Source organism: Streptomyces sp. LaPpAH-108 (assembly GCF_000373625.1).
In the GTDB taxonomy this organism is placed as follows: Bacteria; Actinomycetota; Actinomycetes; order Streptomycetales; family Streptomycetaceae; genus Streptomyces.
Genome location: NZ_KB891987.1, coordinates 936,163 through 960,595, shown reverse-complemented (window position 1 = coordinate 960,595; position 24,433 = coordinate 936,163). Strand labels below are relative to the sequence as shown.

General features: G+C 71.2%; 20 protein-coding genes. 8 read left to right on the top strand and 12 right to left on the bottom strand.

Annotation, left to right across the window (positions count from 1 at the left end):
• Positions 1-10: 10 nt before the first annotated feature.
• Together B079_RS0104435 and B079_RS0104430 are read right to left on the bottom strand one after the other, a co-directional pair.
• The gene (locus B079_RS0104435) at positions 11-781 is read right to left on the bottom strand and encodes a DUF2127 domain-containing protein (protein WP_018544573.1); all 771 of its coding nucleotides are present in this window, start codon (positions 779-781) and stop codon (positions 11-13) included.
• Positions 782-883: 102 nt separating this feature from the next.
• Complete coding sequence (locus B079_RS0104430; protein WP_018544572.1) at positions 884-2,689, bottom strand: MFS transporter; 1,806 nt, start codon at positions 2,687-2,689, stop codon at positions 884-886.
• A gap of 147 nt (positions 2,690-2,836) precedes the next feature.
• Between B079_RS0104430 and B079_RS0104425 the strand changes: the two genes are divergently transcribed.
• A complete protein-coding gene (locus B079_RS0104425; RefSeq protein ID WP_018544571.1) occupies positions 2,837-3,451 on the top strand; it encodes a TetR family transcriptional regulator in 615 nt (204 codons plus the stop codon).
• A gap of 140 nt (positions 3,452-3,591) precedes the next feature.
• Here B079_RS0104425 and B079_RS0104420 read toward each other — a convergent pair whose 3' ends face one another.
• Positions 3,592-4,977: a C4-dicarboxylate transporter DctA gene (locus tag B079_RS0104420; protein ID WP_018544570.1), complete on the bottom strand. Its 1,386-nt coding sequence runs from the start codon at positions 4,975-4,977 to the stop codon at positions 3,592-3,594.
• A 152-nt stretch (positions 4,978-5,129) separates the two neighbouring features.
• On the opposite strand from B079_RS0104420, the gene B079_RS0104415 reads away from it, so the two are divergent.
• Both B079_RS0104415 and B079_RS0104410 read left to right on the top strand, forming a co-directional pair.
• On the top strand, positions 5,130-6,761 hold the full coding sequence (locus tag B079_RS0104415) for a sensor histidine kinase (RefSeq protein ID WP_018544569.1): 1,632 nt from the start codon (positions 5,130-5,132) through the stop codon (positions 6,759-6,761).
• Complete coding sequence (locus tag B079_RS0104410) at positions 6,758-7,456, top strand: response regulator (protein WP_018544568.1); 699 nt, start codon at positions 6,758-6,760, stop codon at positions 7,454-7,456. The genes B079_RS0104415 and B079_RS0104410 overlap by 4 nt, the downstream gene beginning before the upstream one ends.
• 45 nt (positions 7,457-7,501) lie before the next feature.
• Here B079_RS0104410 and B079_RS0104405 read toward each other — a convergent pair whose 3' ends face one another.
• Positions 7,502-8,527: an ATP-dependent 6-phosphofructokinase gene (locus B079_RS0104405; RefSeq protein ID WP_018544567.1), complete on the bottom strand. Its 1,026-nt coding sequence runs from the start codon at positions 8,525-8,527 to the stop codon at positions 7,502-7,504.
• A 288-nt stretch (positions 8,528-8,815) separates the two neighbouring features.
• On the opposite strand from B079_RS0104405, the gene pta reads away from it, so the two are divergent.
• The 3 genes from pta (at position 8,816) to pyk (ending at position 13,647) form a co-directional block, all read left to right on the top strand.
• Positions 8,816-10,912: a phosphate acetyltransferase gene (gene pta / locus B079_RS0104400; protein WP_018544566.1), complete on the top strand. Its 2,097-nt coding sequence runs from the start codon at positions 8,816-8,818 to the stop codon at positions 10,910-10,912.
• Positions 10,909-12,117 (top strand): acetate kinase, encoded by a 1,209-nt coding sequence (locus tag B079_RS0104395; protein WP_018544565.1) that lies wholly within the window; start codon positions 10,909-10,911, stop codon positions 12,115-12,117. The genes pta and B079_RS0104395 overlap by 4 nt, the downstream gene beginning before the upstream one ends.
• Positions 12,118-12,216: 99 nt before the next feature.
• Entirely contained in the window at positions 12,217-13,647 is a 1,431-nt protein-coding gene (gene pyk / locus B079_RS0104390; RefSeq protein ID WP_018544564.1) for a pyruvate kinase, read from the top strand.
• 94 nt (positions 13,648-13,741) lie between these two features.
• On the opposite strand, the gene B079_RS0104385 is transcribed toward pyk, so the two are convergent.
• The 4 genes from B079_RS0104385 to B079_RS0104370 form a co-directional block, all read right to left on the bottom strand.
• Positions 13,742-15,133: a hypothetical protein gene (locus tag B079_RS0104385; protein ID WP_018544563.1), complete on the bottom strand. Its 1,392-nt coding sequence runs from the start codon at positions 15,131-15,133 to the stop codon at positions 13,742-13,744.
• Positions 15,123-15,716, bottom strand: coding sequence for a DUF6114 domain-containing protein (locus B079_RS0104380; protein WP_018544562.1), 594 nt, complete (start codon positions 15,714-15,716; stop codon positions 15,123-15,125). Before B079_RS0104380 ends, B079_RS0104385 begins: the two co-directional genes overlap by 11 nt.
• A 116-nt stretch (positions 15,717-15,832) precedes the next feature.
• The gene (locus tag B079_RS0104375) at positions 15,833-16,465 is read right to left on the bottom strand and encodes a DUF6230 family protein (protein ID WP_018544561.1); all 633 of its coding nucleotides are present in this window, start codon (positions 16,463-16,465) and stop codon (positions 15,833-15,835) included.
• Between the two features lie 608 nt (positions 16,466-17,073).
• Entirely contained in the window at positions 17,074-18,042 is a 969-nt protein-coding gene (locus B079_RS0104370) for a tetratricopeptide repeat protein (protein WP_037801092.1), read from the bottom strand.
• A gap of 213 nt (positions 18,043-18,255) precedes the next feature.
• On the opposite strand from B079_RS0104370, the gene B079_RS0104365 reads away from it, so the two are divergent.
• The gene (locus B079_RS0104365; RefSeq protein WP_026248343.1) at positions 18,256-18,876 is read left to right on the top strand and encodes a TetR/AcrR family transcriptional regulator; all 621 of its coding nucleotides are present in this window, start codon (positions 18,256-18,258) and stop codon (positions 18,874-18,876) included.
• A gap of 208 nt (positions 18,877-19,084) precedes the next feature.
• Positions 19,085-20,257, top strand: coding sequence for a DUF3103 family protein (locus B079_RS0104360; protein WP_018544558.1), 1,173 nt, complete (start codon positions 19,085-19,087; stop codon positions 20,255-20,257).
• 84 nt (positions 20,258-20,341) lie between these two features.
• Here the strand turns inward: B079_RS0104360 and B079_RS0104355 are convergent, their stop codons facing one another.
• The 4 genes from B079_RS0104355 to B079_RS0104340 form a co-directional block, all read right to left on the bottom strand.
• Complete coding sequence (locus B079_RS0104355) at positions 20,342-22,042, bottom strand: acyl-CoA mutase large subunit family protein (protein ID WP_018544557.1); 1,701 nt, start codon at positions 22,040-22,042, stop codon at positions 20,342-20,344.
• A gap of 75 nt (positions 22,043-22,117) precedes the next feature.
• Entirely contained in the window at positions 22,118-22,456 is a 339-nt protein-coding gene (locus tag B079_RS0104350; protein WP_026248341.1) for a DUF3817 domain-containing protein, read from the bottom strand.
• Positions 22,457-22,543: 87 nt separating this feature from the next.
• Complete coding sequence (locus B079_RS0104345; RefSeq protein ID WP_018544555.1) at positions 22,544-23,053, bottom strand: MarR family winged helix-turn-helix transcriptional regulator; 510 nt, start codon at positions 23,051-23,053, stop codon at positions 22,544-22,546.
• Between the two features lie 33 nt (positions 23,054-23,086).
• Positions 23,087-24,316 (bottom strand): MFS transporter, encoded by a 1,230-nt coding sequence (locus B079_RS0104340; RefSeq protein WP_018544554.1) that lies wholly within the window; start codon positions 24,314-24,316, stop codon positions 23,087-23,089.
• Positions 24,317-24,433: the final 117 nt, after the last annotated feature.

The window sequence follows — 24,433 nt, the reverse complement described above, 5'->3', positions numbered from 1 at the left end:
TGCCCGGAGGTTACGCCTGGTGTCCCACCCCGGCCGACTCCTCGACCTCCAGCAACGACGCGCTGCGGCGTTCCTCGTCGAACTTCCTCCGGCCGCCCCGGAGGCCGAAGAGGCGTTTGGTCAGGAGGATGTAGAGGACGGCGAGGATGTTGAGGGTGAGGGTGGCGATCTTGACCCAGCTGATGTGTTCGGTGAGTTCGTAGATCTCCAGGGGGAGGAAGGCCGCCGTGGCGACGACGGTGAGGTATTCCGCCCAGCGCTTGGCGTACCAGAGGCCGACCGCCTCGATCAGTTCGATCAGGGCGTAGGCGAGGAGGACGCCCGCGACCACCAGGAGCGTGGAGTGGCGGTAGCCGAACGCCTTCTGGATGGAGCCGACGACCGGGGAGTGGTCCAGGTCGTGATGGAAGTGGCGGAAGACCGGGCGGAAGACGTCCAGGTACTCGTCGAAGAGGCGGCGCACCGCGTCCTGGCTGTTGCTGAACTTCCAGACCGCGACGGCCACGAGCACGATGAACACCCCGCGCAGCGCCCGTTCCACGGCGAGGAAGCGCAGGACGAACAGGTCGCGCAGCACCTTGCCGCGCGGGACCAGCGGAGCCTCGGACGCCGGGCCCGAGCCGTGCGGTTCGCCCGGGGTGAAGTCGCCGCAGCGCAGACAGCGCCAGATGTCGCCCAGTTCCGTGCGGGCGTGCAGGCGTATACGGAGTCTGGGGTCGTCCGGCGCGTAGGTCACATGGCCCTTGCGGGCGCAGGTACGCCGGTTCCAGTCGATCTTCATCCCCCGTGCCTCCGTAAACGTGCCGTGCCGTGCCGGTCCCGCGGATGCGCGGTTCCGGCACGGCACGTTAGTGGATCGTGGTGCGTCAGTCGGTGGGGGCGGTCACTTGGCCGCGGTTTCGACCGGTTCCGCGTCGGGTTCCGGTGCGGATTCCGGTGCCGGTCCGGCCGCCGGTTCCGGCGACGGCTTCGGCTTCGGCTTCGGCTCCGCCGCTACGGCCTCCTGCGCGCCGTCCACAGCCTCGGCAGCCTCAGTGACCCCACCGGACCCGGCGACCCCAGCCGCCTCCGCCCTCTCCCGCCCCGGCAGCAGCACCGTCACCACCACCGTGCCCACCGCCAGGATCACCGCCCCGATCAGGCTCGTGTGCGCCACCGCGTCGGAGAACGACGCGCCGACCGCCTCGGCCATCCGGTGCGCACCGGAGGCCAGTTGGGTCGCCTGCTGCTTGAGCTGGGCCGCCTGCTGGGGGTCGGTCGCGGCGGCGGCCTTCGCGGCGAGGGCGTGTGCCTTGTCGCCGATGCCCTGGGCGACCGCGTAGCCCGCGCCGACCGAGTCCCGCGCGGTGTCCAGCGCGCTCGCCGGGAGCCCGCCGCCCTTCGTCGCGGAGGTGAGGTGGTCGCCGTAGGAGGTGGCCAGGAGCGAGCCGAGGATCGCGATGCCGAGCGAGCCGCCCAGTTCGAGCGAGGTGTCGTTGACCGCGCCGCCCACGCCCAGCTCGGACTCCGGGAAGGAGCCCATGATCGCGTCGGTGCACGGCGAGAGCGCGAGGCCGATGGCGAGGCCCAGGACGACGAGGGGCGCCACGAAGTCGCCGTACGTCCAGCCCGCGTCCACCCGGGTCAGCAGCGCGAGCGCCACCGTGCCGCCGACCATGCCCGCGCCGACCGTCCAGCGCATCCCGACGCGCGGGGTGAGCCAGCCGGTGAGCGCCGAGCCGACGAAGACCGCACCGGCCAGCGGCAGCATGCGGACGCCGGTCTCCAGGGCGTCGTAGCCGAGCACGAACTGGAGGTGCTGGGTCAGGTAGTAGAAGGCGCCGAAGACGGACAGGAAGAACAGGGCGACGGCGAGGTTGGAGCCCGCGAAGCGGCGGTCGGCGAAGCGGCGTACGTCAAGGACCGGGCGCGGGTGCCGCAGCTCCCAGCCGACGAAGGCGATCAGACCGAGCCCGGCGACGACCGCGGCGGTGACGGCCTTGGCGCCCCAGCCGAAGTGCGGCCCCTCGATGATCATGTAGACGAGCGCGCCGACCCAGAGCACGGACAGCAGACCGCCGACGTAGTCGATGCGCTCGCGGTGGCCCGCCTTGGACGGCGGTACGAGGACCAGGGCGGCCACGATCGCGACGGCCGCGATCGGCACGTTGATCAGGAAGGTCGAGGACCAGCCGTGGTCGCGCAGCAGCGCCCCCGCGACGACCGGTCCGGCGGCGATGGCGAGGCCCGCCGTCGCGGTCCACAGGGTGATGGCCTTGGACCGCTCGGCGCGCGGGAAGGTCGCCGCGAGCAGCGACAGGGTGGCCGGCATGATCAGCGCGGCCCCGAAGCCCATCACGGCACGCGCCGCGATGACGGTGGCGGAGCTGTCGGCGAAGTACCCGAAGACCGCTCCCCCGCCGAACACGGTGAGCCCGAGGATCAGCGCCCCGCGACGGCTGTACTTGTCGCCGATCGCACCGAGCAGCAGCATCAGCGCGGCGTACGGCACGGTGTAGCCGTCGATGACCCACTGCAGGTCGGCGCTGGAAAGGCCCAGGTCACGGGTCATGTCGGGGGCGGCGACCGTGAGGGCGGTGTTCGCCATCACGATGATCAGCAGGCTGAGGCACAGCACGAGCAGTGCCCACCAGCGCCGGGGGTACGGACGCCCCGTCCTCTCGACCGGTTCGTTCATGACGAGTCGCATGACAGGGATGGCCTTCCTCGACAACGTGCGCGACGGGACAACCCGCGCAGGATGGACTTGCACAGAGGCGTGCAATTGCACAACCATGTGCAATGTACGTCGTTGCACAATGCTGTGCAAGTCGAGAGGGTGTGCACAATGACTGGCATGACCACGGGTAACCCCAGCCGCGCCGACACCAACCGGCGCCGCATCCTCGACGTCGCGCTCGCCGAACTGCTGCGCGACCCCGAGGCATCGATGGACCAGATCGCGCGCGCGGCGGGTGTCGTACGGCGCACGGTGTACGGGCATTTCCCGAGCCGGGAGGCGCTGATCGGCACGCTCGTGGACGAGGCGGTGCAGGTGCTGACGGAGACCGACGCGTGCGCCCGCACCGACGTGACGGACCCGGCGGAGGCGGTGGCCCGTTCGGTGCTCACGGTCTGGGAGATCGCCGACCGCTACCGGCTGCTGGTGGCCCTCGCCCAGCGCACGGTCACCGTGCAGGGCATCCGCGACCGGCTCGCCCCGCTGCGCGCGGAGAAGGCCCGACTGCTCCGACGCGGCCTGGAGGACGGCACGTTCGTCTCCCCGCTGCCGCCCGCGGCGCTCTCGCTCGTCCACGAGCAGATGCTGTTCGCGGTGATGGAGGCCGTGAACGAGGGCGCGCTCCCGGCCGAGGAGGCGGGGAGCGCGGCGGCGGTGACGATGCTGACTGCGGCGGGGGTGCCGTCGGAGCGGGCGGTGGAGCTGGTGGCGCGGGCGCGGGGCGAGGTGTAGCCCCGGCGCCCCGGCGCGGCAACGGCCGGACGCCCGGCCCCGGTTCAGGCGGGGCCGGGCGTCCGGAGTTCACGAACGGGCGGGCCAGGTCGTGGACTTGGTCAACGAGATGGTCCGCTCCTGGAGTTGGCGAACCGGCTTTACGCCGTGGCCAACTCCTTCTCTCCGCCCTCATGTTCCTGCGGCTCCCGCGAAGCGCCATCACCGTCGTCCAGCAACGTCGTCTCGTCGAAGGGCAGTTCACCGGAGAGCACCTTCTTGACCCGCTCCCCGTCGATCTCCTTCGTCCAGGTGCCGATGAGTACCGTGGCGACCGAGTTGCCCGCGAAGTTGGTCAGCGCCCGCGCCTCGCTCATGAAGCGGTCGATGCCGACGACCAGACCGATGCCGTCCACCAGCGCGGGCTTGTGGGACTGGAGCCCACCGGCCAGCGTGGCGAGTCCGGCGCCACTGACACCCGCCGCGCCCTTGGAGGCGAGCAGCAGGAAGAGCAGCAGCGGGATCTGCTCGCCGATCGACATCGGGGTGCCCAGCGCGTCCGCGATGTACAGGGACGCCATGGTCATGTAGATCATGGTGCCGTCGAGGTTGAAGGAGTACCCGGTCGGCACGGTGATGCCGACGACCGCCTTGCTGACGCCCAGGTGCTCCAGCTTGGCGATGAGCCGGGGCAGCGCGGACTCCGAGGACGAGGTCGACAGGATCAGCAGGAACTCGCGGGCGAGGTACTTCAGCAGCAGGAAGATGTTCAGCCCGGAGACGATCCGCAGCAGCGCGCCGAGCACCACGAAGACGAACAGCACACAGGTGACGTAGAAGCCGAGCATCAGCACGGCGAGGCTCTTGAGCGCGTCGAGTCCGGCGGAGCCGACGACGGCCGCGATGGCGCCGAACGCGCCGACGGGCGCGGCCCACATGACCATCGCGAGGATGCGGAAGACCAGCCGCTGGATGTGCTCGATGCCGCGCAGCACCGGCTGTCCGGCCGAGCCCATCGCCTGGAGCGCGAACCCGGCGAGTAGCGCGATCAGCAGGGTCTGGAGGACCTGGCCCTCGGTGAAGGCGGACACGAAGGTGACCGGGATGATCGACAGCACGAAGTCCACCGGGGGCAGCGCGTCGTCGGCGACCTGCGCGTGCCCGGTCTGGCGGAGGGCTTCGGTCAGGTGCAGGCCCTCACCGGGGTGCAGCACGTTGCCGACGACGAGGCCGATGGCGAGCGCCACCAGCGACATCACGGTGAAGTAGCCGAGCGCGATGCCGCCGACCGCGCCGACCTTGGCGGCTTTGCGTACGGAGCCGATGCCGAGCACGATCGTGCAGAAGATGATGGGCGAGATCATCATCTTGATCAGGTTCACGAAGCCGGTGCCCAGCGGCTTCAGCTCGACCCCGGCGTCGGGCCAGATGAGGCCCACGGCGATGCCGAGTGCGACCGCCACGATGACGGCGATGTAGAGATAGTGGGTGCGGTCCCGCTTCACGGCGGGTGCGGCAGGTGCCGTATCGGGGGTGCTGGCGGCCACGGCTGCCCTCCTTGACGTCTTCGTCGGCACCTTCCGGCGTGCGGCTCACGTCCGTGCGGTGCGGGGGATCGCCGTACTATCTCCCGCCATGTGACGGCGGTCACCCTTACGTTCATTTAGTTCACGCCGGGAGGGACAGGCACACTGCTGGGATGCGTCCGCCCGCCCTTCCTCTGCCCCGCAGCCTCGCGGGCCAGCTGTTCGCCATGCAGGCCGTGCTGATAGCGGTCGTGGTGGCGGGGTACGCGCTGTTCACCTACGTCAGCGACCGGCGGCAGGCCGAGGACGCGGCCGTACGGCAGGTGCGGGCGGTGGCGCGGACCATCGCGGACGCGCCCTCGGTGCGCGCGGCGATCCGCACCCCGGACCCCACGGCCGAGCTGGAGCCGTACGCCCTCCAGGTCACCCGGGACGCCGACGTCGACTTCGTCACGATCATGGACCCGGACGGCATCCGCTGGACCCACCCGCACACCGGGGAGATCGGCAAGCGGTTCCTGGGCCGGATCGAACCCGCGCGGCAGGGGCGGACCTTCACCGAGACGTACACCGGCACGCTCGGCCCTTCGGTGCGCGCGGTGACCCCGGTGCGGGACGGCGGCCGGATCGTGGGCCTGGTCAGCGCGGGCATCAAGGTGGAGGCGATCAGCGCGCGGGTCCAGGACCAGGTGACGGCGCTGCTCGCGGTGGCGGGCGCGGCGCTGCTGCTCGGCGCGGTGGGCACGTACATCGTCAACGCCCGGCTGCGCCGCCACACCCACGGCATGAACGCGGCCGAGCTGAGCCGGATGCACGACTACCACCAGGCCGCGCTGCACGCGGTGCGCGAGGGTCTGCTGATGCTGGACGGGCAGGGGCGGGTGGCGCTGGCGAACGACGGCGGGCGCGAGCTGCTGGGCCTGGGTGAGGACGCGGTGGGCCGGTCGGTGGCGGAGCTGGGTCTGCCGGGGCCGCTGACCGGGGCGCTGCTGTCCCGGGAGTCCCGCACGGACGAGGTGCATCTGACCGCGTCCCGCGTCCTCGTGCTCAACACCTCGCCGGTGTCGGGCGGGGAGCGCCGGGGCACGGTGGCCACGCTCCGGGATGTGACCGAACTCCAGTCACTGATGGGCGAGTTGGACTCGGAGCGGGGTTTCAGTCAGGCGCTGCGCGCGCAGGCGCACGAGGCGGCGAACCGGCTGCACACCGTGGTCTCCCTGATCGAACTGGACCGGGCCGGGGAGGCGGTGGAGTTCGCCACGGCCGAACTGGAGCTGGCCCAGGCGCTGACCGACCGGGTCGTCGCGGCGGTGGGCGAACCGGTCCTCGCGGCCCTCCTGCTCGGCAAGACCGCGCAGGCGAACGAGCGGGGCGTGGAGCTGGTCGTCTCCCCCGACAGCCGCCTGGACGACGGGGTCCTGCCGCCCGGACTGACCGCCCGGGACCTGGTGACCGTCCTCGGCAACCTCATCGACAACGCGGTGGACGCGGCCCAGGGCGGGGCGGGCGCGCGGGTCACGGTGACGGCGTACGCGTCCGCCGACGCCGGCTGTCTGGTCCTGCGGGTCTCGGACACCGGCCCGGGCGTCGACCCGGCCCATGCGGGGCTGGTGTTCCAGCGCGGCTGGTCCACCAAACCGGCCGCCCCCGGCGGACGCGGGCGCGGCCTCGGCCTGGCCCTGGTCCGCCAGGCGGTGACCCGGCTCGGCGGCACCCTGACGGTGACGGAGGCGGCGGAGGGCGGCGCGGTCTTCGAGGCCCGCCTGCCGCTGCACACGGTGGTCCCGGCGGGAGGCGAAGCATGACGGCCCCTGAAGCTCCGATCCGGGTCCTGGTCGTGGAGGACGACCCGGTCGCCGCCGACGCCCACGTCCTCTACGTCAACCGCGTCCCCGGCTTCACGGCGGTCGGCAGCGCCCCCACCGGCGCCCAGGCCCTCCGCCTCCTGGACCGCACCCCGGTCGACCTGCTCCTCCTGGACCTCCACCTCCCCGACGTCCACGGCCTCCAACTGGCCCGCTCCCTGCGCGCGGCGGGCCACCAGACCGACGTCATAGCGGTCACCTCGGCCCGCGACCTGGCGGTGGTCCGCGAAGGCGTCTCCCTGGGCGTCGTCCAGTACGTCCTGAAACCCTTCACCTTCGCCACCCTCCGCGACCGCCTCCTCCGCTACGCCGACTACCACGCCTCAGCAGGCGAGGCCACGGGCCAGGAAGACGTCGACAGAGCCCTCGCCGCCCTACGCGCCCCCACCCCCTCAGCCCTCCCCAAGGGACTGAGCGCACCGACCCTGGAACGAGTCACAGCCGTACTACGAGACAGCCCGGACGGCCTGACGGCAGCCGGGGCCGCCGAGGAGGTGGGCATCTCACGCATCACGGCACGGCGTTATCTGGAGTACCTGGTGGAGTCGGCCCGGGCCGTCAGACGGCCGCAGTACGGCCAGGTGGGCCGCCCGGAGCTGATGTACCACTGGCTGCCGGAGGGAAGGGGGCGCTGACGCCCCCTCCGGGCAGACCGGCTGAAGAGCTGAAAGACAGGTCGGCTAGAAAACCGACTCCGCCTCGTCCATCCGGGACACCGGCACCGTCTTCAGTTCGGTGACCGCCTCTGCCAGCGGGACCAGGGCGATGTCCGTGCCGCGCAGGGCGGTCATGCCGCCGAAGTCGCCTCGGTGGGCGGCTTCCACGGCGTGCCAGCCGAAGCGGGTGGCGAGGACGCGGTCGTAGGCGGTGGGGGTGCCGCCGCGCTGGATGTGGCCGAGGATGACCGGGCGGGCCTCCTTGCCGAGGCGGCGCTCCAGTTCGTAGGCGAGGGCGGTGCCGATGCCCTGGAAGCGCTCGTGGCCGAACTGGTCGATCTCGCCCTTGCCGTAGTCCATCGTGCCGTCGAGCGGGTGGGCGCCCTCGGCGACGCAGATCACGGCGAACTTCTTGCCGCGCGCGAACCGCTCCTCGACCATCTTCATCAGGTCGGCCGGGTCGAAGGGGCGCTCGGGCAGGCAGATCGCGTGGGCGCCGGCGGCCATGCCGGACTCCAGGGCGATCCAGCCCGCGTGGCGGCCCATGACCTCGACGACCATCACGCGCTGGTGGGACTCGGCCGTGGTCTTCAGGCGGTCCATCGCCTCGGTGGCCACGCCGACGGCGGTGTCGAAGCCGAAGGTGCGGTCGGTGCCGGAGATGTCGTTGTCGATGGTCTTCGGCACGCCGACGACCGGCAGACCCGCGTCCGACAGCATCCGGGCCGCCGTGAGCGTGCCCTCGCCGCCGATCGGGATCAGCGCGTCGATGCCGAACTCCTCGGCCATGTCGGTCGCCCGCTCGCACGCCTCGCGCAGCCGGTCCCGCTCCAGGCGGGAGGAGCCGAGGATGGTGCCGCCGAGGGCGAGGATGCCGCTGACGTCGTCCAGGTCGAGGGTGCGGTAGTGGCCGTCGAGCAGACCGCGGTAGCCGTCCTCGAAGCCGATGACCTCGTCGCCGTAGTGCGCCACCGCGCGGTGCACGACCGACCGGATCACGGCGTTCAGGCCCGGGCAGTCGCCGCCTGCGGTGAGAACTCCGATGCGCATCGTGCTGTGTCTCCTGCTCGCTGTGGGTACCGGTGAGCCGCTTCGATTCTTTCACGGCCGCCGAAGAGCCGACGACCACCACCCTCCCGACCGCCCCCGCCGCCCCTTTCCGGGCACCGCCGCCGCAGGCGATGCGCACCCTCCGTGACCCCCCGGGCTGACACGCGCCTTATCGACGGCCCAGAGTATTGTCAAGAGGGTTGTGCTCACCTCGGTGGGCGATTTTTGTGCCGGCGTACGGCGATCCCCCAGGTGGCGGCCCGTACGAGCAAGGATCGGAGAGCACGCGTGACGCGCAGCGTGTACGTGACCGGGATCGACCGGAGCGACGGCCGTCAGGTCGTCGAACTGGGAGTGATGGAACTGCTGACCCGGCAGGTCGACCGGGTCGGGGTGTTCCGCCCCCTGGTGCACGACGGGCCGGACCGGATGTTCGAGCTGCTGCGCTCGCGCTACCGCCTCACCCAGGACCCGGCGACGGTCTACGGCATGGACTACGAGGAGGCGTCCAGCCTCCAGGCCGAGCGCGGCACCGACGAGCTGGTCTCCGTCCTGGTCGACCGCTTCCACCGGGTGGCCCGCGACTACGACGTCGTCCTCGTCCTCGGCACCGACTTCGCCGCCACCCAGCTCCCCGACGAGCTGGCGCTCAACGCCCGCCTCGCGAACGAGTTCGGCGCCTCCGTGATCCCGGTCGTCGGCGGCCGCAAGCAGACCGCCGCCTCCGTGCTCGCCGAGACCCGCAACGCCTTCCGCGCCTACGCGGGCCTGGGCTGCGACGTGCTCGCCATGGTCGCCAACCGGGTCGACCGTAAGGACCGCGACGAGATCGCCGAGCGCCTGGCCGACCGCCTGCCCGTCCCCTGCTACGTGCTCCCCGACGAGCCCGCCCTGTCCGCGCCGACCGTCTCCCAGATCGCGCACGCCCTGGGCGCCAAGGTGCTGCTCGGGGACGACGCCGGGATGTCCCGCGACGCGCTCGACTTCGTCTTCGGCGGCGCCATGCTGCCCAACTTCCTCGCCGCCCTGACCCCCGGCTGCCTGGTCGTGACCCCGGGCGACCGCGCCGACCTGGTCGTCGGCTCGCTCGCCGCGCACAGCGCGGGCACCCCGCCGATCGCCGGTGTGCTGCTCACCATCAACGAGGTGCCGAGCGAGGAGATCCTGACCCTCGCCGCCCGCCTCGCCCCCGGCACCCCGGTGCTCTCGGTGCCCGGGACCAGCTTCCCCACCGCCGAGCAGCTGTTCTCCCTGGAGGGCCGCATGACGGCCGCCACCCCGCGCAAGGCGGAGACCGCGCTCGGCCTGTTCGAGCGGTACGCCGACACCGCGGGCCTGGCGAGCCGGGTCTCGGCGCCGAGCGGCGACCGCGTCACCCCGATGATGTTCGAGCACAAGCTCCTGGAGCGGGCCCGCGCCGACAAGCGCCGGGTCGTGCTCCCCGAGGGCACCGAGGAGCGGGTGCTGCACGCGGCCGAGGTGCTGCTGCGCCGGGACGTGTGCGACCTCACCCTGCTCGGCCCCGAGGACCAGATCCGCAAGAAGGCCGCCGACCTCGGCATCGACCTGGGCGAGAGCCAGCTGATCGACCCGGCCACCTCCGAGCTGCGCGACTCCTTCGCGGAGAAGTACGCCGCCCTGCGCGCCCACAAGGGCGTCACCGTGGAGCTGGCGTACGACGTGGTCACCGACGTGAACTACTTCGGCACCCTGATGGTCCAGGAGGGCCTGGCCGACGGCATGGTCTCCGGCTCGGTGCACTCCACGGCGGCGACGATCCGCCCGGCCTTCGAGATCATCAAGACCAAGCCGGACACCTCGATCGTCTCGTCCGTCTTCTTCATGTGCCTGGCCGACAAGGTGCTGGTCTACGGCGACTGCGCGGTCAACCCCGACCCCGACGCCGAGCAACTGGCGGACATCGCCGTGCAGTCCGCGGCGACGGCGGCGCAGTTCGGCGTGGAGCCGAGGATCGCGATGCTGTCGTACTCCACGGGGACCTCCGGTTCGGGCGCCGACGTGGAGAAGGTGCGCACGGCGACCGAGCTGGCGCGCTCGCGCCGCCCCGACCTGAAGATCGAGGGCCCGATCCAGTACGACGCGGCCGTGGACGCCTCCGTGGCCGCGACCAAGCTGCCCGGCTCCGAGGTCGCGGGCCAGGCCAGCGTGCTGATCTTCCCCGACCTGAACACCGGCAACAACACCTACAAGGCCGTACAGCGCTCCGCGAACGCCATCGCGGTCGGCCCGGTCCTGCAGGGCCTGCGCAAGCCGGTCAACGACCTGTCGCGGGGCGCGCTCGTGCAGGACATCGTCAACACCGTCGCCATCACGGCGATCCAGGCACAGCAGCCGACCGCCTCCGAAAGGTCCCCCGAGCAGTGACCCCCACCCGTGTCCTCGTCCTCAACTCCGGCTCGTCCTCGCTGAAGTACCAGCTCCTGGACATGCGGGACAGCAGCAGGCTCGCGGTGGGCCTGGTCGAGCGGATCGGCGAGCAGACCTCGCGGCTGCGCCACACCCTGGTCGCCACCGGCGAGACCCGTGAGCAGAACGGCCCGATCGCCGACCACGAGACCGCGCTGAAGTCGGTCGCCGAGGAGCTGGCCCGCGACGGGCTCGGCCTCGACTCGCCCGAACTGGCCGCGATCGGGCACCGGGTGGTGCACGGCGGCATGTTCTTCACCGAGCCGACCGTCATCGACGACTCGGTGCTCACCGAGATCGAGCGGCTGATCCCGGTCGCGCCGCTGCACAACCCGGCCAACCTCACCGGCATCCGCACCGCCCAGGCACTGCGCCCGGACCTGCCCCAGGTCGCCGTGTTCGACACCGCCTTCCACACGACGATGCCGGAGTCGGCGGCGCGCTACGCCATCGACCCGAAGATCGCCGACCGGCACCGCATCCGCCGCTACGGCTTCCACGGCACCTCGCACGCCTACGTCTCCCGCGAGACCGCGCGTCTGCTCGGCAAGGAGCCCGACGAGGTCAACGTGATCGTGCTGCACCTGGGCAACGGCGCCTCGGCCTCGGCGGTGGAGCACGGGCGGTGCGTGGAGACCTCGATGGGGCTGACGCCGCTGGAGGGTCTGGTCATGGGCACGCGCTCGGGTGATCTGGACCCGGCCGTCATCTTCCATTTGGCCCGTGTCGGCGGAATGTCCATGGACGAGATCGACACTCTTCTGAACAAGAGGAGCGGCCTGTTCGGACTGTGCGGGGACAATGACATGCGGGAGATCCGCCGCCGCATCGAGGAGGGCGACGAAGAGGCGTCCCTCGCCTTCGACATTTACATTCACCGCATCAAGAAGTACATCGGCGCCTATTACGCCGTACTCGGGCAGGTGGACGCGGTGGCGTTCACCGCCGGGGTCGGGGAGAACGCGGCGGCCGTGCGCTCCGCGGCGGTCGCGGGCCTTGAGGGCCTTGGCCTGGCGGTGGACGAGGAGCTGAACGCCGTACGGTCCGACGGGGCCCGGCTGATCTCGCCCGCGTCCGCGCGGGTGGCCGTCGCCGTGGTGCCGACCGACGAGGAACTGGAGATCGCGACGCAGACCTATGCGCTGGTCGGAAAGAACAGCTGAGCATTACACCGCAGTAACACGCCTGAGCGCATGTCCGCCCATTTGTATCTTCCGCAGGGCGGAATATTCCGCAGTGAAACAAACCGATAGGATCGCCTCATGCGCCGTTCGAAAATCGTCTGTACTCTCGGCCCCGCGGTCGACTCCCACGAGATGCTCGTCGCCATGATCGAGGCGGGTATGAACGTGGCCCGCTTCAACTTCAGCCACGGCAGCCACGCCGAGCACCAGGCGCGGTACGACCGCGTCCGTGCCGCCTCCAAGGAGACCGGCCGCCCCATCGGTGTGCTGGCCGACCTCCAGGGCCCGAAGATCCGCCTGGAGACCTTCGCCGAGGGTCCGGTGGAGCTGGAGCGCGGTGACGAGTTCGTCATCACGACCGAGGACGTGCCGGGCGACAAGCACATCTGCGGTACGACGTACAAGGGCCTGCCGGGTGACGTCTCGCGCGGCGACCAGATCCTCATCAACGACGGCAACGTCGAGCTGAAGGTCATCGACGTCGAGGGCCCGCGGGTGCGGACGATCGTCATCGAGGGCGGTGTGGTCTCCGACCACAAGGGCATCAACCTGCCCGGCGCGGCCGTGAACGTGCCCGCGCTGTCCGAGAAGGACGTCGAGGACCTGCGCTTCGCGCTCCGCATGGGCTGCGACATGGTCGCGCTGTCCTTCGTGCGGGACGCCAAGGACGTCGCGGACGTCCACAAGGTGATGGACGAGGAGGGCCGCCGTGTTCCGGTGATCGCCAAGGTGGAGAAGCCGCAGGCGGTCGAGAACATGGAGGACGTCGTGATGGCGTTCGACGGTGTGATGGTCGCCCGTGGTGACCTCGCCGTCGAGTACCCGCTCGAGAAGGTCCCGATGGTGCAGAAGCGGCTGATCGAGCTGTGCCGCCGCAACGCCAAGCCGGTGATCGTCGCGACCCAGATGATGGAGTCGATGATCACCAACTCGCGGCCGACCCGCGCCGAGGCGTCCGACGTGGCCAACGCGATCCTGGACGGCGCCGACGCGGTCATGCTGTCCGCCGAGTCGAGCGTGGGCGCGTACCCGGTCGAGACCGTGAAGACGATGTCGAAGATCGTCCGCGCGGCCGAGGAGGAACTGCTGTCCAAGGGTCTCCAGCCGCTGGTGCCGGGCAAGAAGCCGCGCACGCAGGGCGGTTCGGTCGCCCGCGCGGCCTGCGAGATCGCCGACTTCCTCGGCGCCAAGGGCCTGATCGCCTTCACCAAGTCCGGTGACACCGCCCGCCGGCTGTCCCGCTACCGCGCGGCCCAGCCGATCCTCGCCTTCACCACCGACGAGGGCACCCGCAACCAGCTGACCCTCAGCTGGGGCGTGGAGTCGCACGTGGTGCCGTTCGTGAACACCACGGACGAGATGGTCGACATGGTCGACCAGGAGCTGGCCGGTCTCAACCGCTTCAGCGCGGGCGACACGGTCATCATCACCGCGGGCTCGCCCCCCGGCGTCCCCGGCACCACCAACATGGTCCGGGTCCACCACGTGGGCGGCTCGGACGCCAACTGAGGCGTCTCTCACGGCAATTGGCAGTGGCCCGGTTCCCCACGCGGTGTGGGGGACCGGGCCACTGCCGTGCGGCTCCCGGAAGGGCTCGGGGGTGTCAGTCCGTCGTGTAGACGTGCATGCCGGGAACGTGCAGGCTGCCGCCGAACTGGCCCGCCTGGGTCACCTTGGCGTCGGTGAAGTAGATCAGGGGGATGTTCAGCGGGGGCGGGCTGTCGGGGCTGAAGGTCACCGGGATCAGGCCGAAGAGGTTGCCGGAGATGCTCTCGGTGTACATCACGGTGTCGCCGTCGCGGATGGTGGACGTCGAACCCTTGGCGGCCTGGACGTGGTAGGTCTTGCCCGCCTGCTTGTCCTTGACCGTCTGGTGCAGGTCCCCGATGTCGGTGCCGCCGGAGATGACGTACTTCAGCACCTTCTTGGTGGTGCCGTCGGCCGTGCGCACCTCGACGACGCCCTTGTAGTCGGCGCCCTTGAGCAGCAGGGAGCTGGCGTTCAGGTACCAGGGGTCGTCGGCCACCGGCACGTTGTTGTCCACGCCGCCCTTGTCGTCGGTGGCCGTCGGACAGTCGTCCGGCGTGGCCGACGCGCTCGTGGAGGGGCCGGCGGACGGGCTCGACGTGGCGGACGGGGTGTCCGAGGCACCGGCGGCCTTCTCCAGGGTGTCCTGGACCGTCCCGCGCGGGGCCTTCTTGGTGGTCGCGGTGCCCCCGCTGGTACCACCGCTCTTGTCCGCGTCACCCTTGTCCGCGTCGCTCTTGTCGGTCCCGGTCGCCGGAGCGGACGACGTGGCCGCGGGAGCGGGCGTGGCGGACGACGCGGCGGGCGCCGGGGTCGTCGCCTCGTCGGACTTCTTGCCGCCGGTCAGGACGTCACCGATCGCGTCCCCGAGGGAGCCGAGCAGCCCGCCGTCCGCGCTCTTGGACGGGGCCGGGGCGGTGGCCGCCGTACCCGAGCCGGACGCACCCGAGCCCGATGCGGCACCCGACGTACCGGAGCCGGACGCGGCACCCGATGTGCCCGAACCCGCCCCGGAGGAGCCCGGCTTGTCCGCGGACCCGCTCGTGCCGGACCCGGCCTTGCCCTCGTCGGAACCTGAATCCGGCGAAGAGGTCTTGCCCGGTCCGTCCTGCGCCCCGGAGGAGGCCGAGGGGGACGGCGTGGTGGTGGCGGACGGCGCGCTCGTGGAGGGCGTGGCGCTCGGGGACGCGGAGTCCTCGGCACCCTCCAGCGCGTCGACGCAGTCCTTGTAGTCCGCCGCCTTCTGGCTGTTGGACGCGGGGCTGCTGCCGGTGCTGTCGGCGATGGCGAGCGTGGACGTGAAGCCCATGCCCATGATGACGGCCGTGGGCATCGCCACGGAGGCTATCGCCTTGCCGGCCGGCATGTGGAACCTGGTGAAGAGCGGCTTCTTGGGGGCCGCGTGGCGGGGTCCGGTTCTCGCCCGGGACTCCCCCACACCGGTCCCGCGGGCCTCGTCAGCCGGCACTGTGCCTCCCGTTCGCCTCGTTGGCCGGGCTCGTTCCTGACAGGTCGTTCGGCTCGGTCTCCCCGTCCGCGGCCCGGGGCGGCGGTACGGCTCCGGCGGCGCCCTCACCCGGCAGGCTCGCGCCCGGTGCGGCCCCGGCCATGGCCACCGGCGCCTGGGCCGGTACGCCCGGCGTCTGCTTGGCCGCGGGGGCGGGCGCCCACGAGACGGCCATCGCGCCGCCGACGAGGGCGAGCAGGAAGCCGATGATGAAGCCGCCGAAGTTGGAGACGGGCAGGGACACCAGCGCCAGCAGGATCGCCGCCACACCCGCGAAGGTGCGCACGTGCTTCTGGAACCAGAGGCTGATGCCGAGGACGATGAGGAGCACGCCGATGATCAAGGACCCCGACCCCGCCGTGGTCGCCATGGCCAGCGTCAGATGGCCCAGCTGCAGGTGGTAGTACGGGAAGTAGATGATCGGAAAGCCGCTGAGCAGCACGTAAAGACCGGCCCAGAAGGGGCGGTCGCCTCGCCAGGCGCGGAACTGCTGCCTCCGGCGGGTGAACTGGCCGGAATCGGCGGCAGGGGTCTCGGCGCTCATGGAAAACAGCTCCCTGGTGCGGCGTTGCTGTGGTGGTGATGTGGGCCGCGTGTGAACGGCGGCCGGAGAGGGGACGGGCGGGGGCGCCATCGGCTCCCCCGCCCGTCAGCGAGTGCTTAGTAGCACTCCTCGCCGTCCGTGGACAGCGACATCTTCAGCCCGCTCAGCTCGAACGTGCCGGCGGTGGTCGCCCACGCCGTCTGACGCACGTTGAGCAGTGTGGCCGAGTCGGCCTGCTGGGCGAAGCCGTAGGGGTTGGCCTGCTCGCCGCCCCCCTTCATGCCCGGACCCTTCGAGGCGTCCTTCGCGGCGACACCGATGTCGATGTTGCGGAAGGTCGCGTCGGCGCCCAGATCGGCGACATCGATGTAGATCCGGTCGGCCGAGACCGGCTTCTTGCCGCCACCGGCCCGCAGGATCAGGCTGATCTTGCCGAGACCCGGGACCGGGGTGACGACCGACTGGCACAGGTTGGTGATGTCGGCGTGGTTGAACGCCGAGACCGCCACCGGGTGGGCGGTCTTCTTGCCGTCCAGCGTGTAGCCGTCGTCGATCGCACCGTACTGCGCGAAGCCCTTGCCCTCGAGCCGGTCGGCGCTCACCTTGAACGACTGCCCCGACACGCTGAACGAAGCGGCCAGAGCGCCCTGCGCGAGGGCGACACCTATCGCTGCCGTAGCGGCGACGCTGGGCACCATGACCACAGCGAACCGCTTCCATCTGGTCCCGCCACGCACCTGGGACTCCATATTTCCTCCTTCTCGGACGTACATCTCCTGGCCCGGACCGCCCCAGGGGGGTTGCGACCGGACAGGGATGGGAGAAGTGCTACGTCCTCGGGAAGGAGAGCGCCCGCGCCCGACGGCGCGACCCGCGCCCGAACAACCGGCGTTCACCCCCGAGCGACAACCACTGGTCGCGCCTGACACACATCACGCACAACCTTCTGGACAGGCTTCGCCGCAGTGGCGAAGACCCCCCTGCCCCAGAGCCGGCGCCACTGCCGCCGGCTCTGCTCGGTGGGGACACATTCGCCGTGACCCGGCCGGGTGCCGGGGTACGGAAATGGACCGAGCGTGGCCGATCGTGGTGCATTCTCGCCGCCCGCACAAGGGGCTTCGTTACTGCCTAGTAACGGCGGGATAACCGAAAGACGACTCAGTGGTCTCAAAGGGCGACGCACGGTGCCAACACTGGGCAGAACAAAGTCGCTGATCCCCGGGCGAAGCCGGACAGACCAACGACCTTGATTTACTCGGAGTAACAGCTGAGGCGATTACCAAGATTTGGTAAAGCGCGGCGGCTCCCACGCCACATCGGCCATTCCTTCACCGCCACGCCACACGCCGACGACCCGTCAGAACAGCGCCCGTGCAAGCGCCCGGCGGGCCGCCACCACTCTCGGGTCCTCCCCGCCCACGACCTCGAACAGCTCCAGCAACCGGCGCCGGACCGCGTCCCGGTCGTCACCGGCGGTGCGGGCGACCGTCTCGATGAGCCGCCCGAGGGCGTCCTCGACATGACCACCCACCAGATCCAGGTCGGCGGCGGCGATCTGCGCGTCGACGTCACCCGGCTTCTCGGCGGCGTCCTTGCGCACCTTGAGCGGATCCATACCCTGCACACGCTGAAGCAACTCGGCCTGACCCAGGCCCAGTTTCGCCTCTGTGTTCGCCGGGTCGTCGGCGAGTACGTTCTTGTACGCCTGGACGGCACCGGCGAGATCGCCCTCGTCCAGCGCGCGCACGGCCGCCTCCAGAAGCGCGTCGTGCGGGCCCTCGGGCTCCTCGGCCGGGGCAACGCCCGGCTGCGCGTCCGGGTCCACGGTCAGACCGGTCAGCCCGAAGCGCTGCTCGGCGACCTGGATCAACTGGTCCAGCGTCTCGCGGATCTGCCGCTCGTCGGCCGCGCCCTGGAAGAGGGGCAGCGCCTGGCCCGCCACGACGGCGAAGACCGCCGGAATCCCCTGGACGCCGAACTGCTGCATCAGCATCTGGTTGGCGTCCACGTCGATCTTGGCCAGCAGGAAGCGGCCGTCGTACTCGACGGCCAGCCGCTCCAGGACCGGGCTCAGCTGCTTGCAGGGCTGACACCACTCGGCCCAGAAGTCGATGACGACCGGGACTTCGGCGGAGCGCTGGAGGACTTCGGTCTCGAAGTCCGCCTCGTTGACGTCGACGACGAGATCGGCCGGGGAGATCGCCCCCGCGCCGCCGCGCCGGGCGGACTCGGCGCGCGCCTGCTCCGCCTTGGCCTTGGCCTCCTGGGCCGCCTTCACCGCGGCGAGGTCGACGACGCCGCTCATGGACATGTTCCGTGGCTGCATGGGTCTATCCTCCCCCGTTCCCGCGCATGAAGGAAAAAAGCGATGTCGGCCGGCGCCGAGGTCCCCACCCCGGGCCGGTGGCCGTCGCCCGCGTACGTCCATCGCGAGCTTTCGCTACGGCTCGTAGCGTAATGGCAGAAGGGGCTGCGGCGACACCCCTTTCCGGTGATCTCCCTCACGACCGCCCGGAGGTGGCCGGTTATGGTCGGGGACATGCAGAGCCGCACCCCAGCAGCCCGTACGGGCCGACCGCGCAGCGCCGCCGCGGACGCCGCGATCCTGGCCGCCACCCGGCAGGCCCTGGTGGAGCTGGGCTGGTCCCGGCTCACCCTGGGAGACGTGGCGACGCGGGCCGGGGTGGCGAAGACGACGCTGTACCGCCGCTGGTCCGGCAAGAGCGAGCTGGTGGTCGACGCGATCGCCGAGCTGTTCAACGAGCTGGAGGTGCCCGACCGGGGCAGCCTCGCCGCCGACATCGAGGGCGTGGTGCTCCAGTTCGCGGCCATCCTGGGCCGCCCGGAGGCCAGGAACGGTCTGATCGCGGTGGTCGCGGAGGCCGGCGGGGACGACGCGCTGCGCGAGCGCATCCGCCACTCGATCGTCGAGCGCCAGAAGCATCTGGTCGTGACGGGGCGCGAGCGGGCGCAGGCACGCGGCGAGATACCGCCGGAGTCCGACCCGGAGGCGGCGTGCCGCGCGATCGACCTCATCTACGACATCGTGGCGGGCACGGTCGTGCACCGGATGCTGGTGAGCGCGGAACCCGCGGACACCGAGTGGGTACGGCGTTTCATCGCGGTGCTGCTCGCGGGGATCACGGCGGCCGAGGGCTGAACTCCGACTGAACTCCCCTGTGGAAGCGGGGCGTTGAGGGTGTGAAGGTCTTGCAGACGTGACATGTTCAGGTCACCATGGGTGCTGCGAGGTCTACTCGCATAGAACCCTCGCCCCGGACTTTTGTCCGGCAGTCGTCCCGGCACCACCCCCCTGACAGTGCGTCACTCCCCCACCTGGCCACTCGCATCCGGAGGGATCCATCCCCGTGAGACCCCGTCAGTCCCGTCGCCGCGCCGCCCAGACCGTCACCGCGGCCACCCTGCTCGCCCTCGCCGCCGCCCAGGCCCTCCTCACCGCCCCCTCGGCCACCGCCGCGCCCGCCGCCCCCGTCCGCGCCCACTCCGCCACCGCGCAGCAGGTGACCGGTGCCCAGGACCGTGCCGCCCGGGCCATCGCCCGCTCGCTCGGCGACCAGAGCTGGCGCACCCGCCTGCGCGCGGCCGTCCTCACCTCCTCGGACGTGGCCGTCACCCCGCTCGCCGCCAAGGCCGACCCCGCCCTGACGTCCGACCTCGCCGCCGCCGACCACGCCATCGCGGACGCCAAGGGCCTGACCGGCAAGGTCGGCTCGCTGCTCCAGCTCCGGCTCGGCGCGGACTCCATGCGCGCCGCGCTCGCCGACGGCACCACCCCCTGGGTCGCCGCCGCAGCATCCGACGACGACGCCACCACGGTCACCGCCTACGACAGCCGGGGCGACGCCCACACCCTGGACGCCCGCAAGGCCCCCGACCACCCGGTGTACGTCGTCGACATCGACGGCACCAAGGCGCTCGCGGCCGGGCTCGACGTGCTCCGTGACGAGCTGGCGAAGAGCGGGGTGCGCTCCGCCGCGCCCGCCGAGGTGAACACCGCGGCGGCCCCGCAGCGGTCCGCGGCGGCGGCAGGCGGCTTCTGGACCACGAAGATCGACGCGGTCGAGCTGTCCGACGACGAGGAGCCCTGGATCAAGGGCGCCGCCGAGATCTACACCCTGGTCTCCGGCTTCGGCCAGGACGGCAAGGTCCGCGTCGACCCGGTCGACATGCCCTACCTGGACTACGACGGCACGGTCTACCGGCCCAACCAGATCCTGGTGAACTGGTCGAACTACAAGTACGACCTCGCCGACGCCGTGATGATGGAGGACGACGGCGACACCAACTACCACGACCTCGCGGTCGCCATCGCCGGTGCCCTGCTCACCATCACCGACCAGGGCGCCTACATCCCGCTGGTGGACGCGATCCTCAACGCCATCCCCACCTCCTGGTGGACCGACGACCCCGACTACGTCGACTCCTGGTACACCCTGGCGCAGAGCGACAACGGCACCTATTACGGCGCCCGGGGCAATGGCTGGATGACCGTCGAGCCGTACTTCGTGCAGGAGTTCTGAGGCGGGACGCGGCGGGGCCGGTCGGGACGGCTGTCCGTCCCGACCGGCCCCGCCCGTGTGCCGAGAGCCGTGTGCCCGGAGCGCTCAGAACCCGGCGGGCTCCGTGTAGACGCCCCACTCGTCGCGCAGCACCCCGCAGATCTCACCCAGGGTCGCCTCCGCGCGGACCGCGTCCAGCATCGGCGCGATCATGTTGGAGCCGTCGCGCGCGGCGGCCAGCATGGCGTCCAGGGAGGTCTTCACCCGGGCCTCGTCGCGCGCGGACTTCCGCTCGGCCAGCACCCTGACCTGCTCGCGCTCCACCTCGTGGCTGACCCGCAGGATCTCCAGGTCCCCGGTGACCGAACCGGTGTGGGCATTGACGCCGACGACCCGCTTCTCCCCCTTCTCCAGCGCCTGCTGGTAGCGGAAGGCGGACTCCGCTATCTCACCGGTGAACCAGCCGTCCTCGATCCCGCGCAGGATGCCCGAGGTGATCGGACCGATGGGGTGCTGCCCGTCGGGGTGGGCCCTCAGGCCCCGCTCCTTGATCTGCTCGAAGATCTTCTCCGCGTCCGCCTCGATCCGGTCGGTCAGCTGCTCGATGAACCACGAACCGCCCAGCGGGTCGGCCACGTTGGCGACGCCGGTCTCCTCCATCAGCACCTGCTGGGTGCGCAGCGCGATCTCCGCGGCCTGCTCGCTCGGCAGCGCCAGGGTCTCGTCCAGGGCGTTGGTGTGCAGCGAGTTGGTCCCGCCGAGCACCGCCGCCAGCGCCTCCACCGCGGTGCGCACCACGTTGTTGTACGGCTGCTGCGCGGTCAGCGAGACCCCGGCGGTCTGGGTGTGGAAGCGCAGCCACTGCGCCTTGTCGGTCCGCGCGCCGTACACGTCCCGCATCCAGCGGGCCCAGATGCGGCGCGCGGCGCGGAACTTGGCGATCTCCTCGAAGAAGTCCAGGTGCGCGTCGAAGAAGAAGCTGAGCCCTGGCGCGAACACGTCCACGTCGAGCCCGCGCGAGAGGCCCAGCTCCACATAGCCGAAGCCGTCCGCGAGGGTGTACGCCAGCTCCTGCGCGGCCGTCGCCCCGGCCTCGCGGATGTGGTAGCCGGAGACCGACAGCGGCTTGTATGCGGGGATGCCCGCCGCGCAGTGCTCCATCAGGTCGCCGATCAGGCGCAGATGGGGCTCGGGCTGGAACAGCCACTCCTTCTGCGCGATGTACTCCTTGAATATGTCGGTCTGGAGCGTGCCGTTGAGGATCGCGGGGTCCACGCCCTGCCGCTCGGCGGCGACCAGGTACATGCAGAAGACGGGCACGGCGGGGCCGCTGATCGTCATCGAGGTGGTGACGTCACCGAGCGGGATGTCCTTGAACAGGATCTCCATGTCGGCGGCCGAGTCGATGGCCACGCCGCAGTGGCCGACCTCGCCGAGCGAGCGGGGGTCGTCGGAGTCGCGGCCCATCAGCGTCGGCATGTCGAAGGCGACGGAGAGGCCGCCGCCGCCCGCGGCCAGGATCATCTTGTACCGCTCATTGGTCTGCTCCGCGTTGCCGAAGCCGGCGAACTGGCGGATCGTCCAGGTGCGGCCCCGGTAGCCGGTCGGATGGAGCCCGCGCGTGAAGGGGTACTCGCCGGGCCAGCCGATCCGCTCGAAGCCCTCGTACACATCCCCGGGGCGGGGGCCGTACACGGGCTCGACCGGGTCTCCCGAGAGCGTGCTGAAGTCTGCGTCGCGCTTGCGCGCGGCGTCGTACCGGGCCTGCCAGCGGCGGCGGCCTTCGTCGATCGCGTGAGCGTCCATACCCTCGAATTTACTTGGACGTCCTAGTAAATGTCGATGGGGGACCGCCGTACGACACTCGTACGGCGGTACGAATCAGACCTTGACCGGGGCGGGAGCGGTGGTCTGGACCTTGGCCTCCAGCTCGCGGCTGATCTTCCGCTCGACGAAGAACGCGGCGGTCGGGATGGTGCCCGCGAGCAGCACCCACAGCTGCTTGCCGACCGGCCACTTCGCCTTGGAGCCCAGGTCGAAGGCGAAGACCAGGTAGACGACGTACAGCCAGCCGTGCGCGATGGCGACGACACGGGTGAAGTCCTGGGCGCCGTCCAGGTGGAACGCGTACTTCGCGATCATGCCCAGGCACAGGAGCACGAGGAGCACGCCGGTGAGGTAGGCGAGGGCTCGGTAGCGGGTCAGCACGCTCTTTTTCATGCCGTCGAGCGTAACCACCCGTTCCGGGAGATCTTGCCCCGGGTCCGTCCTGCCGTATCGGCCCAGGTCACTGCCCGTCCTGGCCGGTCAGTCCTCTTCGAAGTCGTGCGCGGAGACCCTGAGGGGCCGCAGCAGCGCGAAGATCTCGCCGCACTCCTCCGCGTCGTACGCGCCGAGCCCGAAGTCCATCGCCATCAGGTCGCGGGTGGCCGCGTCGACCACCTCGCGGCCCTTGTCGGTGATGACGGCGAGGGTGCCGCGGCCGTCGTTGGGGTTGGGGCGCTTGGCCACCAGACCCGACCTGACCAGCCGGTCCACCGTGTTCGTCACGGACGTGGGGTGCACCATCAGACGCTCGCCGATCTTGGACATCGGCAGCTCGCCCGCTTTGGAGAAGGTGAGCAGCACCAGCGCTTCGTACCGCGCGAAGGTCAGTCCGTACGGCTTGACCACCGCGTCGACCTCGCCGAGCAGGATCTGCTGGGCCCGCATGATCGAGGTGATCGCGGCCATGGAGGGCACGCTTCCCCAGCGCTGCTTCCAGAGTTCGTCGGCGCGGGCGATGGGGTCGAAGGGGAGTCCGAGAGGCTTGGGCACGGCATCAGACCCTACCGGCCGGTCATATGCCGGTCAGGCCCCGTCTCGCCCTTCGGTCGCCCGGCAGGCCACCGCGAGTCCCGCGCAGCACAGCGCGCCGAGCACCCCGGCCCCCGCGACGGCCGTCCGCACGCCCGTGACCTCGGCGGCTGCGCCCGCGAGCGCCATCCCGGTGCCCTGGACGGTCATCAGCCCGGCGCTGAGCACGGTCATGGCCCGGCCGCGCAGTTCCTCGGGCACCGCGCGGACGAACCACTGGTCGAGCCCGAGGGTGTACGCCGAGCCCGCGCCCGCGACCACCAGGAGCAGCAGCGAGAGCCACAGGCCGGGGCGCAAGGCGTAGCCGAGGTAGGGCAGCAGGGTCAGACAGAGCAGCGGCAGCACGATCCGCTCGCGGGTGGCCGCGCCGAGCCGGGCCCCGGCGAACAGCTCACCGGCGACGGTGCCCACCGGCAGCGCGCACATCAGCAGGCCGAGGCCCGGGGAGCCCGCGCCGAGGTCGTGGGCGTAGGGCGCGGCCAGGGCCTCGGGGACGACGCAGAACAGCGCGGGCACCCAGAAGACGAGGAGCAGCACGCGCACGCGCGGGTGCGCGAAGAGGGCGCGGAGTCCTCCTTCGGTGCCCTTCTCCCGGTCGCGGGCCCGGGCCGGGCGGTGGCGGGTGCCCAGGCGCAGCAGCAGGGCGGAGGCGAGGAACGTGGTCACCGTGACGAGCAGGGCGTGGCGCGGGGCGGTCACGGTCAGCAGGAGGCCACCGAGGCCGTAGCCGACCAGGAGCGCGCTCTGGGAGACGATCCGCAGCAGGGAGCGGCCGAGCACGAACGGTTCGCCGTCGCCGAGCACGTCCGCGAGGGTCGCCATCCGGGTGCCGCTGAAGACGGGCGCGACGACGGCGAGGCAGCAGCGCAGCACGAGCAGGGCGCCGACGCCCGCGCCCGGCGCGACCATGGCGGCCACGCACGCGGCGCACACCAGGTCGCAGGTCACCAGGACGCGCCGGGCCGGGAAGCGGTCGGCGACCGGGGCGAGGAGGGCGCCGCCGACGGCGTAGGGCAGGAAGCCGAGCGCGAAGACGAGGGCGCTCATCAGCGGGGAGCCGGTGAGGTCGTAGACGAGGACGGAGAGGGCGATCTCGCTGACGATCACGCCGAGCAGGGACAGGACGTGGGCGGCGAAGACCGCGCGGAACTCGGGGACGGCGAGGACGCCGCGGTATCCGGCGGAGGCGGCTTGAGGCGTCGTGTTCTGGGGTGATGCGGACATGACGGGCAGGGTGCCGGGGCGGGGGCGACGGACCGTAGAGTTTCGGCTCCAGCCGAATCCGGACGGCTGTCCGGCCGCGTCGCGCGCCATGAACACGCGTGCTCCACAGGGACGGAG

Excerpts from the sequence above, each read along its gene's own strand:
- B079_RS0104435 (WP_018544573.1), bottom strand. The coding sequence starts at position 781 with ATGAAGATCGACTGGAACCGGCGTACCTGCGCCCGCAAGGGCCATGTG.
- B079_RS0104430 (WP_018544572.1), bottom strand. The coding sequence starts at position 2,689 with ATGCGACTCGTCATGAACGAACCGGTCGAGAGGACGGGGCGTCCGTAC.
- B079_RS0104425 (WP_018544571.1), top strand. The coding sequence starts at position 2,837 with ATGACCACGGGTAACCCCAGCCGCGCCGACACCAACCGGCGCCGCATC.
- B079_RS0104415 (WP_018544569.1), top strand. The coding sequence starts at position 5,130 with ATGCGTCCGCCCGCCCTTCCTCTGCCCCGCAGCCTCGCGGGCCAGCTG.
- B079_RS0104410 (WP_018544568.1), top strand. The coding sequence starts at position 6,758 with ATGACGGCCCCTGAAGCTCCGATCCGGGTCCTGGTCGTGGAGGACGAC.
- B079_RS0104405 (WP_018544567.1), bottom strand. The coding sequence starts at position 8,527 with ATGCGCATCGGAGTTCTCACCGCAGGCGGCGACTGCCCGGGCCTGAAC.
- pyk (WP_018544564.1), top strand. The coding sequence starts at position 12,217 with ATGCGCCGTTCGAAAATCGTCTGTACTCTCGGCCCCGCGGTCGACTCC.
- B079_RS0104380 (WP_018544562.1), bottom strand. The coding sequence starts at position 15,716 with ATGAGCGCCGAGACCCCTGCCGCCGATTCCGGCCAGTTCACCCGCCGG.
- B079_RS0104375 (WP_018544561.1), bottom strand. The coding sequence starts at position 16,465 with ATGGAGTCCCAGGTGCGTGGCGGGACCAGATGGAAGCGGTTCGCTGTG.
- B079_RS0104370 (WP_037801092.1), bottom strand. The coding sequence starts at position 18,042 with ATGCAGCCACGGAACATGTCCATGAGCGGCGTCGTCGACCTCGCCGCG.
- B079_RS0104365 (WP_026248343.1), top strand. The coding sequence starts at position 18,256 with ATGCAGAGCCGCACCCCAGCAGCCCGTACGGGCCGACCGCGCAGCGCC.
- B079_RS0104355 (WP_018544557.1), bottom strand. The coding sequence starts at position 22,042 with ATGGACGCTCACGCGATCGACGAAGGCCGCCGCCGCTGGCAGGCCCGG.
- B079_RS0104350 (WP_026248341.1), bottom strand. The coding sequence starts at position 22,456 with ATGAAAAAGAGCGTGCTGACCCGCTACCGAGCCCTCGCCTACCTCACC.
- B079_RS0104340 (WP_018544554.1), bottom strand. The coding sequence starts at position 24,316 with ATGTCCGCATCACCCCAGAACACGACGCCTCAAGCCGCCTCCGCCGGA.